The organism is Halovenus carboxidivorans (assembly GCF_009831575.1).
GTDB lineage: Archaea > Halobacteriota > Halobacteria > Halobacteriales > Haloarculaceae > Halovenus > Halovenus carboxidivorans.
In genome coordinates this window covers 240,642-253,139 of the sequence record NZ_WUUT01000003.1, presented here as the reverse complement: position 1 = coordinate 253,139, position 12,498 = coordinate 240,642, and the positions used below count along the sequence as shown (strand labels likewise).

The 12,498-nt window shown below is 67.6% G+C and carries 11 protein-coding genes; 4 read left to right on the top strand and 7 right to left on the bottom strand.

The window, feature by feature from the left end; all coding sequences use genetic code 11:
* Positions 1–6: 6 nt before the first annotated feature.
* The gene (pheA, locus tag GRX03_RS09265; protein ID WP_159763922.1) at positions 7–828 is read right to left on the bottom strand and encodes a prephenate dehydratase; all 822 of its coding nucleotides are present in this window, start codon (positions 826–828) and stop codon (positions 7–9) included.
* 104 nt (positions 829–932) lie between these two features.
* Between pheA and GRX03_RS09260 the strand changes: the two genes are divergently transcribed.
* Genes GRX03_RS09260 through GRX03_RS09245 form a run of 4 tightly spaced genes read left to right on the top strand, consistent with a single transcriptional unit; the run spans position 933 to position 6,170 of the window.
* Positions 933–1,997: an SPFH domain-containing protein gene (locus tag GRX03_RS09260; protein WP_159763921.1), complete on the top strand. Its 1,065-nt coding sequence runs from the start codon at positions 933–935 to the stop codon at positions 1,995–1,997.
* A gap of 41 nt (positions 1,998–2,038) precedes the next feature.
* Complete coding sequence (locus GRX03_RS09255; protein WP_159763920.1) at positions 2,039–4,288, top strand: ATP-dependent DNA helicase; 2,250 nt, start codon at positions 2,039–2,041, stop codon at positions 4,286–4,288.
* Positions 4,288–4,833, top strand: coding sequence for a KEOPS complex subunit Cgi121 (gene cgi121, locus GRX03_RS09250; RefSeq protein ID WP_159763919.1), 546 nt, complete (start codon positions 4,288–4,290; stop codon positions 4,831–4,833). Before GRX03_RS09255 ends, cgi121 begins: the two co-directional genes overlap by 1 nt.
* 5 nt (positions 4,834–4,838) lie before the next feature.
* Positions 4,839–6,170: an oxidoreductase gene (locus GRX03_RS09245; protein ID WP_159763918.1), complete on the top strand. Its 1,332-nt coding sequence runs from the start codon at positions 4,839–4,841 to the stop codon at positions 6,168–6,170.
* Here GRX03_RS09245 and GRX03_RS09240 read toward each other — a convergent pair.
* The 6 genes from GRX03_RS09240 to GRX03_RS09215 all read right to left on the bottom strand — a co-directional run bounded on the left by GRX03_RS09240 (position 6,155) and on the right by GRX03_RS09215 (position 12,421).
* Complete coding sequence (locus GRX03_RS09240) at positions 6,155–6,430, bottom strand: amphi-Trp domain-containing protein (RefSeq protein ID WP_159763917.1); 276 nt, start codon at positions 6,428–6,430, stop codon at positions 6,155–6,157. The two genes, GRX03_RS09245 and GRX03_RS09240, sit on opposite strands and share 16 nt — an antisense overlap.
* Positions 6,431–6,501: 71 nt before the next feature.
* Positions 6,502–7,917 (bottom strand): zinc ribbon domain-containing protein, encoded by a 1,416-nt coding sequence (locus GRX03_RS09235; protein WP_159763916.1) that lies wholly within the window; start codon positions 7,915–7,917, stop codon positions 6,502–6,504.
* Positions 7,914–9,086, bottom strand: coding sequence for a thiolase domain-containing protein (locus tag GRX03_RS09230; RefSeq protein WP_159763915.1), 1,173 nt, complete (start codon positions 9,084–9,086; stop codon positions 7,914–7,916). The genes GRX03_RS09235 and GRX03_RS09230 overlap by 4 nt, the downstream gene beginning before the upstream one ends.
* An 80-nt stretch (positions 9,087–9,166) precedes the next feature.
* Positions 9,167–10,825, bottom strand: a complete 1,659-nt coding sequence (locus GRX03_RS09225) for a sensor histidine kinase (RefSeq protein WP_159763914.1) — start codon at positions 10,823–10,825, stop codon at positions 9,167–9,169.
* A gap of 50 nt (positions 10,826–10,875) precedes the next feature.
* A complete protein-coding gene (locus GRX03_RS09220; protein WP_368278247.1) occupies positions 10,876–11,874 on the bottom strand; it encodes a DUF5784 family protein in 999 nt (332 codons plus the stop codon).
* Between the two features lie 151 nt (positions 11,875–12,025).
* Positions 12,026–12,421, bottom strand: a complete 396-nt coding sequence (locus GRX03_RS09215) for a DUF7522 family protein (RefSeq protein ID WP_159763913.1) — start codon at positions 12,419–12,421, stop codon at positions 12,026–12,028.
* Positions 12,422–12,498 lie beyond the last annotated feature (77 nt).

Below are 12,498 nucleotides of genomic sequence, written 5' to 3'. Positions count from 1 at the left end.
GGCGCCTCAGACGACAGTCTCGCTGTCGTAGGAGCCGAGCCGACGGACCCAGCCGTCCGCTGCGATCTCTTCGATGACCGCCAGCGCGTCTTTCGTCCGCTGTTCGTACAGCCCCGCGGCGATGTCGATGTGGAAGACGTAATCACCGAGGCGCTCGCCGCTGGGTCGGGACTCGACTCGCGTCAGGTTGATGTCCCGGTCCGCGAACGGTTCGAGCAGTTCGAGCAACAGCCCCGGGTAGTCGACGTTCGGGTAGACGATAAACGAGGTCTTGCTTCCGGCTTCGGTACGCTCCGTCTCGGGGGCGACGACCAGAAACCGGGTCGCGTTCGAACTGCGGTCCTGAATGTCCTCGGCGAGAACGACAAGGGAGTCGTCCTCCTCGGCGTTGGCGGGGTGGCCGATTGCCGCGACGGCCGGGTCGTCGTGTGCGCGCTGGACGCCGCGGGCGGTGCTGGCGACGGCTTCGAGTTCGACCTCGGGATACTGCTCTTCGAGGTATGAGCGACACTGCGCGAGCGCCTGCGCGTGGCTCGCGACCGTCGAGAACTCCTCCCCCTGCGCGATGAGCGCGTGTCTGATGGGGGTGATAACCTCTCGGACGACCGCTACGTCGTGGTCGGCCAGCGCGTCGAGCGATTCCGTGACCGACCCCTCGATGGAGTTCTCGACGGGGACGACCCCGCGGCCGTACTCGCCGTCGGCGACCGATTCGATGATCGTCGTCACCGACTCGGTGAAGGTGATCTCCTCGTCGTCAGCGACGGCCCGGGCCGCTCGGTGCGAGTAGGTCCCGGCCGGCCCCAGCGTGAGCGCCTGCGTACTCATACCCGCCGGTACTGGACAGACGGATAAAAACACGGTGGTCCCCGGGGTCGTATCACGATCCGAGTAAACACCCCCTATTTACGTTTCCGCGACAAATCAATGGTATGAGTATTCCCCTGCAGACCGGCCCGTCGGTCCTGCTGTTGGCCGGCATACTGCTCGTGTTCGCCGTGATCACGGCCTACAAGTCCGTCGTGATCGTCAACGCCTACGAGAAGAAGGCGCTCACCGTCTTCGGGAAGTACCGCCGCCTGCTCGACCCCGGGATCAACCTCGTCGTCCCGTTCATCTCCGATACCTACACTTTCGACATGCGGACGGAGACGATGGACGTGCCCCAGCAGGAAGCGATCACGCGGGACAACTCCCCGGTGACCGCCGACGCCGTCGTCTACATCCGTGTGATGGACGCCGAACGAGCGTTTCTCGAAGTCGACGACTACCGCCGGGCCGTCTCGAATCTCGCCCAGACCACGCTACGGGCGGTGCTGGGGGACATGGAACTGGACGACACGCTCTCGAAGCGGTCGGAGATCAACAACCGCATCCGCCGGGAACTGGACGCGCCGACCGACGAGTGGGGCGTTCGGGTCGAGAGCGTCGAGGTCCGCGAGGTCAACCCGAGCCCCGAAGTGCAGAAGGCGATGGAACAGCAGACCTCCGCGGAACGTCGCCGCCGCGCGATGATTCTCGAAGCGCAGGGCGAACGCCGCAGTTCCATCGAGGCAGCCCAGGGTGACAAGCAGTCGAACATCATCCGCGCCCAGGGTGAGAAACAGAGCCAGATCCTCGAAGCTCAGGGGGACGCCATCTCGACGGTCCTGCGGGCGAAATCGGCCGAGTCGATGGGCGAACGCGCCGTCATCGAACGCGGGATGGAGGCGCTCGAAGAGATCGGCAAGGGAGAGTCGACGAAGTTCGTCCTCCCGCAGGAACTCACCTCGATGGTCGGCCGTTACGGCAGACACCTCCAGGGCAGTGACGCCAAGGAGAACGGCCACGTCCTCGACAGCGGCGACTTCGACGAGGAGACCCGGACGCTGCTCGGACTGGACGACATCGAGGAGATTCTGGGCGAGATCGACAAGGAAGCCGACGTGGACCTCGAAGAGATGGAGCGGGCGGCCAAGGAGGTCAAGGAGGGGACCTTCGACGACGAGATGAACTGAGACGCGAAGCTTAAAAGCCGAGCACGCCCCAGATACCGGTAATGGATACTTCGGAGATTCCGTCGATCCCGTCCTGGCTCCGCGACCACCTCGAAGCCGACGGGATCGAGTCGCTGTACCCTCCGCAGGCCGAGGCCGTCGACGCCGGTGTCACCGAGGGCGAGAATCTCGTCGCCTCGATTCCGACTGCGAGCGGGAAGACGCTGATCGCGACGCTGGCGATGGCCGCCGCGGTCGACCGCGGCGGGACGGCGCTGTACATCGTTCCCTTGCGCGCGCTCGCGAGCGAGAAACACGAGGAGTTCGCCGAGTTCGAGCAGTACGGTCTCGACGTCGGCGTCACGACCGGTAACTACGAGTCCGACGGGGGCTGGCTGTCGGGGAAGGATATCATCGTCGCCACCAGCGAGAAGGTCGACTCGCTCGTTCGCAACGACGCCAAGTGGCTCGACGACCTCTCCTGTGTCGTCACCGACGAGGTGCATCTGGTCGACGACGGCGAGCGCGGCCCCACGCTCGAAGTGACGCTGGCCAAACTCCGGTCGCTGAACCCCGACCTCCAGACGGTCGCGCTGTCCGCGACCATCGGCAACGCCGACGAACTCGCCGGCTGGCTCGACGCCGAACTGGTCGACTCGGAGTGGCGGCCGATCGAACTCAAGAAAGGCGTCCACTACGGCGAGGCGTTACATCTCGAAGACGGGAGCCAACAGCGGTTGCCCGTGCGAAACAGCGAGGAACAGACCGCCGCAATCGTGCGGGACACGCTGGAAGACGACGGGTCGACGCTCGTGTTCGTCAACTCGCGGCGAAACGCCGAGGCCTCGGCTCGTCGGCTCGCGACGACGACCGACGACGCGCTGACCGACGAGGAGCGAGCCGAACTGGCCGAGATTGCGGAGGAGATCCGCGGCGTGAGCGATACCGACACGAGCGAGGATCTGGCCGAGGCCGTCGAGAAGGGAGCGGCTTTCCACCACGCCGGCCTCTCCCGGGATCACCGCACGCTCGTCGAGGACGCCTTCCGCGACCGCCTCGTCAAGGTCGTCTCGGCGACGCCGACGCTGGCGGCCGGTGTCAACACCCCTTCGCGGCGGGTCGTCGTCCGGGACTGGCGGCGATACGACGGCACGGCGGGCGGGATGCAGCCGCTGTCCGTGCTGGAGGTCCACCAGATGATGGGCCGAGCGGGCAGGCCGGGCCGGGATCCCTACGGCGAGGCCGTGCTGCTGGCCTCGGGGCACGACGAACTCGACGAATTGTTCGAGCGGTACGTCTGGGCCGACCCCGAGCCGGTCCGGTCGAAACTCGCCGCCGAACCCGCCCTCCGGACGCACATTCTCGCGACCGTGGCCTCCGGGTTCGCCCGCTCGCGCGAGGGGCTGCTCGACTTTCTCGACGGAACGCTGTACGCCGCACAGACGGCCGACCGCGCCCGCCTCGAACAGGTCGTCGACGACGTGATCGCGTACCTGGAGGTCAACGACTTCCTCGAGCGCGACGGGGACGGCCTGGCGGCGACGAATCTCGGCCACACCGTCTCGCGGCTCTATCTCGACCCGATGAGCGCCGCGGAGATCATCGACGGTCTCGAAGACGGCGATCCGACGCCGCTCGGACTCTACCACCTGGTCTGCCGGACGCCGGATATGTACGAACTCTACCTCCGGTCGGGCGACGAGGAGGAGTACACGATGCTCGCTCACGAGCGCGAGAGCGAACTGCTCGGGCGGGCTCCCTCGGAGTTCAACGACGAGTTCGAGGACTGGCTGTCGGCGCTGAAGACCGCCCGCCTGCTGGAGGACTGGGCGAGCGAACTCGACGAGTCCGAGATCACCGAGCGGTACGGCATCGGACCGGGAGACATCCGCGGGAAAGTCGACACCGCACAGTGGCTGCTCGGCGCGGCAGAGTCGCTGTCGAGCGAACTCGGACTCGGCCTCGGCGGGGAGATCCGCGAGGCCCGCCTTCGGGTCGAACACGGCGTCCGCGCCGAGTTGGTCGATCTGGCGGGCGTTCGCGGCGTCGGCCGCAAGCGAGCACGGCGGCTCTACGACGCCGGGATCGAGGACCGAGCGGCGTTGCGGGAGGCCGACAAGTCGACGGTGCTGGCCGCGCTGCGCGGTCGGGAGAAAACCGCCGAAAACATCCTCGAAAACGCTGGCCACCGCGATCCGTCGATGGACGGAGTCGAACCGGACCCCGATGTCGGCTCCGCAGAGGTCACGACGACCGACGGCGGCGACGGGAGCGCGGACTCGGACGACCAGGCGAATCTGGGTGATTTCTGATGCAGATCGTCGAAGGCCACGCAAACATCGAGGCCGTCGAGGAGTTCGTCGAACGAATCGGTGAGATCGGTGACGAGCACGGCGTCGTCGTACAGGGGTTCGACGCCCGCTACGTCGCCGACGCCGCCCACCTCCGCCGGGCCGTCGATCACGCGGCCCGGGCCATCGAACGCGGCGAGACGATTGCGGACGATCCCGGCGTCGAAATCCTGCTGTACGCGGCGGGTCGTCGCCAGATCAACCGGGCGCTGGAGATGGGCGTCTCGGCCGGCGACTGCCCACTCGCGGCAGTCGTCGTCGACCTCGACAGCCACGAGTGGCGCGGCGACGCGACCGGGAGCGACGATCGCCCCGAAACCGACGCCGAGCGGGCCGCTGCCGAGGCGCTTCGGGGCGAACTCGAACCGGGAGTGACGCTCGGTTCGGCCGCTGACGAGCAGTTGCGCTCGTATTTCGACGTCACCGAGCGGGAACTGGCCGCGACCGACGGGACGATCAGCGACCTGATACGCGAACGCGTCACACTACTCGTCGTCGAGCGGTGATCGCCATGACAGGGAGGGAGAAACGTGCCACCGATCCAGCGGACGCGACGCTGACGGAGCCAATCGAGATCGGCGGTGTCGAACTGCGAAACCGGCTGTATCGCGCCCCGTTGCTCGAATGCGCCGGCAACGGGCCGGACGCCGTCGAGACGTACATCGACGAACTCGAACCGGCCGCCGAGTCGGGTGCGGGGCTGATATTCCAGGGCGCGAGTATCGTCACCGAAAGCGGTGGCTGTGCCGCACCGAACATGACGCGGGTCCACGACCCCGCGTTCGTCGACCGGCTCTCGGCGCTGACCGACCGGATTCACGACCACGGCTCGCGGATCTTCATCCAGTTGGCCCACGGGGGACTGCGGAGTATGAGCCTCTGGCACAGCGAGTACCGGACACGGAACCCCGAGGAGGGCCAACTCGCCGTCTCGGAGCCGCCGGTACAACTCCGGGCCGCGGACCGGGCGGGGCTGATCGACCTCGACCCGGACGTGCTCTCGACGGCGGAGGTGTACGACCTCGCGGAGGCGTTCGGCCGTGCGGCGGGCTACGCCGCCGACGCGGGGTACGACGGGATCCACCTCTCGGGGGCGAACATGGGAATCATCCAGCAGTTTCTCTCCCCGTACTACAACGACCGCGACGACGAGTTCGCCGACGGCGTTCGCTTCCTGCTCGCGGTCCGGGACGCGGTCCGCGAACACGCCGGGGCGATTCCGCTCGTGACGAAAGTCCCGGCCGAGACGGCGGCCCCGCCGTTCGTCCGGACCCGACTCGACCGCGACGACGCGGTGACGATTGCCGAGCGACTCGCAGAGGCCGGCTACGACGCGCTCGTCCCCGTCGAGTGTTCGGTCTACTGGGATATGAGCCTCATCCGCGGAGCCTACCCGGACCGGGCGTGGGCCGCCGAGGAACTCCGGTCGGAGTACGCCGCCGTCTTCGGGAGTCGACTGCGGGCGCGGGCGGTCTCGCTTCTCAACCGCCTGCAGGCCCGACAGTTTCCGGCCGAACCGGGCTGGAACGCCGACCTCTGTCGGCGGGTGCGGGAGCGAGTCGACGTGCCGGTGCTCTGTGAGGGTGGGCTCCGCGAGCGCGAGCACTGCGAGGCAGTGTTGGGTGGTCCGGAGCCAGCCGCCGACCTCGTCGGTCTCGGGCGGCCATTCTACGCCGAACCACGCCTGCCCGCGCGACTGTTGGCGGGGAAGCGAGCACTCTGTGAGAGCTGTAACAACTGTACAGTCCCGCAGGCGACCGGCGAACCGGGCCGCTGTCACACGCCGCGGATCGTCCGCCGGCGGGCGCGGCTCGAACGGGAGGGCGCTTACTCCTCGGAGTGATCGTCGTCTTCGTCGGGAATGATCGTCCAGTCGAGTTCGAGTTCGAGCATCACCTGGTCGTACTCGCCGCGGATCTCGTGTTCGACTTCGAGTTCGGAGTCGATCTTCTCGACGGTTCCGGGAACGGTGATCTCGGCGTTGTTCCCGGTGACGGTGATGTCTTCACCGGATTCGATCTCGTCGGCGAGATCGCGGAACAGCTCCGCGGCCTCTTCGGGCGTGTGCTCCGTCTCGGTTTCGAGTTCGGTTGATTCTGCCATACCCGCTGGTACGGTGCTGGCGGACAAAATCAGTTCGAAAAGCGACCAGCGAGCCGGAACGACCCGAGCGGTCAGTCCTCCGCCAGCGGTCGCATCTTGAAGCCGTAGCGGATCACGTCCTCTTGGGTGTAGATCCGCCGAATCGTCGCGGTCACGCGGTCGCCGACGGTCGTCTCCCCGTCGCCGAGGACCTGTGCCGGAATCGAGACCGATCCCCCGTCGGGACCGTCAAGCGCGACGACGGCGCTGGTGTAGGCACCGCTTTTGGCCTGCTGTTCGACGAACTCCGGGGGCGCGCCGCCGGCACCGATCTCCGTCGCCGCCTCGACCGTCCCCGTCCCCGGCAGTTCGACCGACTCGTAGGACTCGAAAGTCCCGCAGTCGGTACAGGCACCCTCCGGCGGGAAGGCGAGCGTGCCACACTCTGTGCACCGGCCGGCGACGAGTCGGTGGCGCTGGGGCATGGTGCGTTTCCAGCTCGGGACGCTGACGTATGCACCGCCCCCCTCGGGTTCGCCCGTCGTGATCTCCCCGCGCATTCGGAGGTACTCGCCGTAGTTCAGCGAGCGTCGGTCCTCGGGAACGATCCCGTCGTGTGGATTCGTCGCAACCGGGATCGACCCCTCGATTGCGACGGCAGCGGCGTCACCGGAGCCGTACCCGACGACGAGCGTCGAGGCCGCCGACTGTGCCGTCGCCAGCCCGAACAGCGGACTCGCAGCGCCGGTGTCACCGATCTCGGAGACGTTGGTTCCCGCCGCGATGGTCTCCGTCTCGACGCCGAGAGCGCCGGCCGCCCGGTACGGGAGTTTGCCGTTCGGGGCCTGCAACGCGACGGCCGCGAACTCACTGGGATCGGTATCGAGATCGGCAGCGACGCCGCCGACCGCCGAGGTGTAGGCGTTTCGGTCGTAGGTCGCGATTCCGAGGCCGTCGCTCTCGTCCGATCCGGCGGGCCGGAACCGCGTCCCCGGAACGGCGTCGACGCGGGCCGCGTGGTCGGTCATCTCGGCGGTGCCGTCGTCGGTGACGACGAGAGCGACCGCACCCGCCCCGCCGGCCTGTTCGAGGTCGCTGTCGGGCGCACCGCGGGGGCTGTCGCTGGCGACGACCAGGGTCGGCCCGGACCGTTCCGCGGCGGTCACGAGCGCCTCGACACCCGCACGCGTGCTCCCGGTGAGCTGTCGCGTCCGGATCGAGTCGTCGAGACCGAGCGTGCTCCGGAGCCGAGCGCCCATCGGTTCCTCCTCCAGCGGCGGGGTCGTCGTCGCAACGAGCAGGCTCTCGAACGCGGTGTGGTCGAGGTCGCCAGCCTCGATGGCGTTCGTCGCGGCCTCGTAGGCCATCGTCAGCGTGTCCTCGTCGCCGCCGGGGACGGCCGTGTGTTCGATCCCCGCGCCGTGGAACTGTCCCCAGGCCTCCTCGACGGCCTCGGCGGCCAGCGCGTACCGCGGGACGTAGGTCCCGATCTGGTCGATGCCCGTCATCGCGCCACCTCCTGCTCGAAGATGTGGATCGCTGTCGCCCCGCCGCTCCCGCCGACGTTGTGGGTCAACCCGAGCGTCGGATCGTCCAGTTGTCGCTCGCCGGCGTTGCCGGTGAGTTGGTCGAACACCTCGACGACCTGGCCGGTCCCGGTCGCGCCGATGGGATGGCCCTTCGATTTCAGTCCGCCGGAGGTGTTGACCGGCAGATCGCCGTCCGGGTCGGTTCGCCCCTCCCGGAGCAGCGTGTGGGCCTGCCCCTCCTCACAGAAGCCGAGATCCTCGTAGGCGACCAGCTCGGCGATTGCGAAACAGTCGTGTACCTCGGCGAAATCCAGGTCGTCGGGACCGACCGCCGCCCCCTCGTAGGCGGACTCGGCGGCGGCTTTCGTCGCCGACAGCGAGGTGTAGCTGTCCCGCTCGGCGAGGCCGACGTGGTCGCTCGCGCCGCCGGAGCCGGCGACGCGGATTCGTTCGTCGCTGTACTGGTCGACGACATCCTCGCTGACGAACAGCGCCGCCGCCGCGCCGTCGGAGGTCGGACAGCAGTGATAGAGGTTCAGCGGCGCGGCCACGTCGGGCGCGTTGACCGCGTCCTCGAGCGAGCAGGAGAACCCGAGGTGGGCCTTCGGGTTCTTCGCGCCGTTGCCGTGGTTTTTCACCGCGACGCGGGAGAGATCCTCCGTCGTCGCCTCGTACTGGTCGAGGTAGGCGCTGGCCATCTGTGCGTACACGCCCGCGAAGGTGGTGCCGGTGAGTCGTTCCCACTCGGTTTCCCCGCTGACGCCGAGCCAGTACTTCGTCGCGTCGCTGGACATGTCGGTCATCACCTCGTAGCCGCCCGCGAGGACGACATCGGCCATGCCGCTTTTGACCGCCTGAATCGCCTGTCGAACGGCGAACCCGCCCGCCGCACAGGCGTTTTCGATCCGCGAGCAGGTGACGTTGTGCAGGCCGACGTGTTCGGTGACTGCCGGTCCCGACAGGCCGAGTTGCCGGCCGCCGACGCCCAGCGAACCGACGACTGCCTCGTCGATCTCCTCCGGGTCCGGCGGGCTGTCGACGCTCTCCCGTGCGTTCTGGTACGCTTCCGCGAACAGGTCGCGGTAGCTCCGTTCGGGGAACGAGCCGAACGGGGTCTGTCCTGCCCCGACGAGATATACGTCTCGCATACCCGGGCTTTGTTCGAGCCGGTACATAATTCCGCGGACTGCGCTTACGGCGGTTTTTTAGGTGGTCGCCGGACCGCGAATCACGCCTCCGAACCCGCCTGCGCCGTCGTCGAAGTCGGCCGGTCCGGCAACCGAACCGCGACCGTACTCCCGTCCGGTCCACGCCGGGGAAAGGAGAGTTCGCCGCCGAGTTCCCTGACCGTCCAGTTCGTCACCCAGAGACCGATCCCGGTCCCGTGTTTGAGCTGTGTTTCCGTCCCCGCTTCGAGGACATCGACCTCTTGATCGGGAATCCCGGGACCGTCGTCAGCGACAGTGATCTCGACCGGATACGACGCTTCGGGGTCGATCTCGGCGCGCAACTCGACGGTCGGGGAGTCGGTATCGGCGTGTTCGACGGCGTTCTCGACGAGATTCGCGAGCACGAACTCCAGCGCCCGGCGGTCGGTCTCGACGACCCCCTCCGGACACTCCTCGACGGTGACCGTCGCCTCCGGCCACCGCCGGGCGCTGTCGGCGACGATGTCCGCGAGCAGCGCCCGGAGTTCGACGGCCGTCGTCTCGCCGCCCTCGCTGAGCACCGCCTCGACCGTCTTGGCCTTGCGGCTGAGCGCGGTCAGCGAGTCCACGGAGTCGGCCGCGGTGTCGAGTCGGTCGAGGAGTCGGTCCTCGGTCAGTTCGTCCGCGACTGCCTCGGTGTTCGCCTTGATGACACTCGCCTGGTTGCGGAGGTTGTGGCGGACGATGCGGTTCAGGACCGCGAGTCGCTGGCGGCGGATCTCCCGGTCGGTGATATCGCGCAGGCTGAGCATCGATCCGATCCGGCGGTCGTGCTGGTCGGTCAGGCCCGTCACCTGCGGGTCGAACTGGCGACGGCCCGCTGTCGTCTGCAGTTCGACGGTCTCGGCCGCCGCCAGTTCCTCGACGGCGATACCGAGTGCGTTCTCGACGGGGCGTCCGACCGCCGCCGCGTCGATCGCCGGCAGGACCGACGCTGCGGCCTCGTTGTGGACGACCAGGTCGCCCTCGTCGTCGGTGATGAGGACGAGGTCGTCAGTCTCGCGGATGACCGCCCGCTCGCCGACCGTCCCCGCCGCCGGCGTCGAGTCGAAGACGTCGTCCCAGAACAGCGCGAGTCCCGCGGCGAGACAGCTACTGAGCAGGCCGCCGGCGTAGATCGAAAAGAGGACCGCGTCGCCGAACTGCCGGGCCAGGACGCCGAAGGTGTTCATCGTCACGGTCGGGATCACGCCGACCAGGGCCAGCAGCGCCCCCTGTGACAGCGAGAGATGTCCGTACCTGTTGGCCGCCTGGAGCACGAGCAACGCGCCGACGGTCGCCACCGCGGCGTAGTAGACGAAGACGAGGATGCCGACGGCCTCGAAGGCCGGGACAGGCGACGCGACCGATAGCGACCAGAGCCACGGCCCGATCCCGACCGCGGGGACGAGCAGGGCCGCCCAGCTACGCCGGCCGAACTGCCGGCCCGTGTACTGCAGGGTGAACAGGAACCACGGGACGACCGTCACGACCCACAGCAGCCCCGAGAGGCCCGCCACGCCGAACAGCGCGTTGGCCCCGCTGTCGATGATCGGCAGCGCACCCCACAGGCCGACGTACAGGCCAAACAGGGTCGATCCCGGTTCGTCCCACCACCGGACGCTGGCGTAGCCGAGCGCACAGAGCGCCCCGCCGCTGGCGATCATCACCCAGAGCAACGCGGCTATCGCGGAGACCATCTGTCATACGAATGCGACAGCGAGCCCAAGATGGTTTCGCTCGCTCTCTCTCAGCGGAACTCCATCGCGTCGTCGAGTTCGAGCGGAAGCCGCCCCTCGGCGTATCCCTCGACGTGTCCGGAGGGGCGGGCACGGTAGACGACCGCCGGGCGGTGGCCGACAGAGGGTTGTTCCTCTCGGACGCGTTCCCACTGTACCCGACGGAAGTTCGAGCAGTCGACGAACAGGACGGCGCCGCCGCCGTGTTCCGCGAGTTGGCCGCTGGTTTTCGTCGCGGCCGTCTCGCGGACCGCCGCGACGGCCGCCGCCTGCCGGTCCTCGGGGCTGACCGGTCGGGTCACCTCGACGAGCACGTTCGTCGTCTCGTCCGTCGCCCGGAAATCCAGCGAGTGCCCGGTCGTCACCTCGATCTCGGGGGTGATCTCGTAGCCCGCCTCCGTCAGCAGTTTCGCGGCGATGAACTCGGCCATCGCCGCGGCCATCCGAGTGTGATCGACCTCCGGGCTGGTGCCGAGTTTGCCCGCCATCAGATAGCGGTACTCGTCGAGGACGCCCGTCGAGAGAAACTCCTCGAAAAACGCCAGCGCCTCTCGCCATCCCGTCTCGGGAAACCCGGCGGCGTGCTTTCGGAAGAACCCCTGGGTCGACCCGCGCCCGTCTTTCGACATGAAAACCGGGAGGAAAAACCAGGAGAGATACGGGTAGGATTCGAGCCACGGGTCCCGCTCGTGCAGCGTATCCAGCAGTTCGCGCTGTGCCCACCGCGCGACCGGATAGGGAGCGGCCTCCCAGTCGATCTTGTCAGTCCGCCACAGCGATTGCGGCGTCTCGGTGTTACCCATCCAGTACGCCTCCTCGTCGGTCGCGAACAGCGCGAGGTCGCCGTTGTCCATCTCGAAGCGATATGTCTCCCACGGCCCGTTGATGTCGAACCGCGGCGAGACCGACCGCGCGCCGATGTTCGAGCGGAGCGGCTGCAGGATCTCGGAACGGACCTGCGAGTCGCTCCAGGCGTGAGGCGAGTACCGGAATCGGAGGGGCTGTGCCACTATCTACTCCTACGGAGAGTGTCAGTAAACCTCTTGGCATCTGGGTGGAACGGTCGAAGGAGTCAGCGCGTGCGGGCGGGACGAACCGAGTACGCGAACGTCGACGCAGGTCTGCCTTCAGAAGCGCCAAAACGCCGGTCGGGGAGTGCGGTTACGCCTCTTCGTCGTCGGCGTCCTGCAGCATCCGTTTCAGTGCCTCCGCAATCTCCTCGTAGCTCTGCATCGAGAGACCGTCGGTGGTTATCAAGACGCCCCGGCGGTCCTCGGCGACTCTGAGCAGGTAGCCGTTCTCGAAGGAACGGACGGTGAACTTGCACTGGCCGAGTTCGGATTCCTGGTAGGCGTTCTGGGTCTCGCGGTAGCCGCGCCACTCGTGGCCGACGAAGGTGTTCAGATCGGCGTCCTGTTCGAGATCATCGCGCAGATACAACTGATCGAAATCCGAGCGGGTGAAGTAGGTCACAGAGCGGAGGCTATCGCCCGTCGCCGTCCGTGCGGTCGTGACGATGTTCTCTGCGAAGTCCTCGGAGAGCAGTTGCGATGACATATGCGAGTCCACTCACCGCGAGTACATAACTCCGGTGTTCAGTCCGACAGGCAGCCCCGCGAACGGGACGGACGCGT

Bases quoted from the DNA above. Each gene is read 5' to 3' on its own strand.
- GRX03_RS09235 (WP_159763916.1), bottom strand. From the start codon at position 7,917: ATGACGGGCATCGACCAGATCGGGACCTACGTCCCGCGGTACGCGCTG.
- GRX03_RS09240 (WP_159763917.1), bottom strand. From the start codon at position 6,430: ATGGCAGAATCAACCGAACTCGAAACCGAGACGGAGCACACGCCCGAA.
- cgi121 (WP_159763919.1), top strand. From the start codon at position 4,288: ATGCAGATCGTCGAAGGCCACGCAAACATCGAGGCCGTCGAGGAGTTC.
- GRX03_RS09260 (WP_159763921.1), top strand. From the start codon at position 933: ATGAGTATTCCCCTGCAGACCGGCCCGTCGGTCCTGCTGTTGGCCGGC.
- GRX03_RS09245 (WP_159763918.1), top strand. From the start codon at position 4,839: ATGACAGGGAGGGAGAAACGTGCCACCGATCCAGCGGACGCGACGCTG.
- pheA (WP_159763922.1), bottom strand. From the start codon at position 828: ATGAGTACGCAGGCGCTCACGCTGGGGCCGGCCGGGACCTACTCGCAC.
- GRX03_RS09225 (WP_159763914.1), bottom strand. From the start codon at position 10,825: ATGGTCTCCGCGATAGCCGCGTTGCTCTGGGTGATGATCGCCAGCGGC.
- GRX03_RS09255 (WP_159763920.1), top strand. From the start codon at position 2,039: ATGGATACTTCGGAGATTCCGTCGATCCCGTCCTGGCTCCGCGACCAC.
- GRX03_RS09230 (WP_159763915.1), bottom strand. From the start codon at position 9,086: ATGCGAGACGTATATCTCGTCGGGGCAGGACAGACCCCGTTCGGCTCG.
- GRX03_RS09215 (WP_159763913.1), bottom strand. From the start codon at position 12,421: ATGTCATCGCAACTGCTCTCCGAGGACTTCGCAGAGAACATCGTCACG.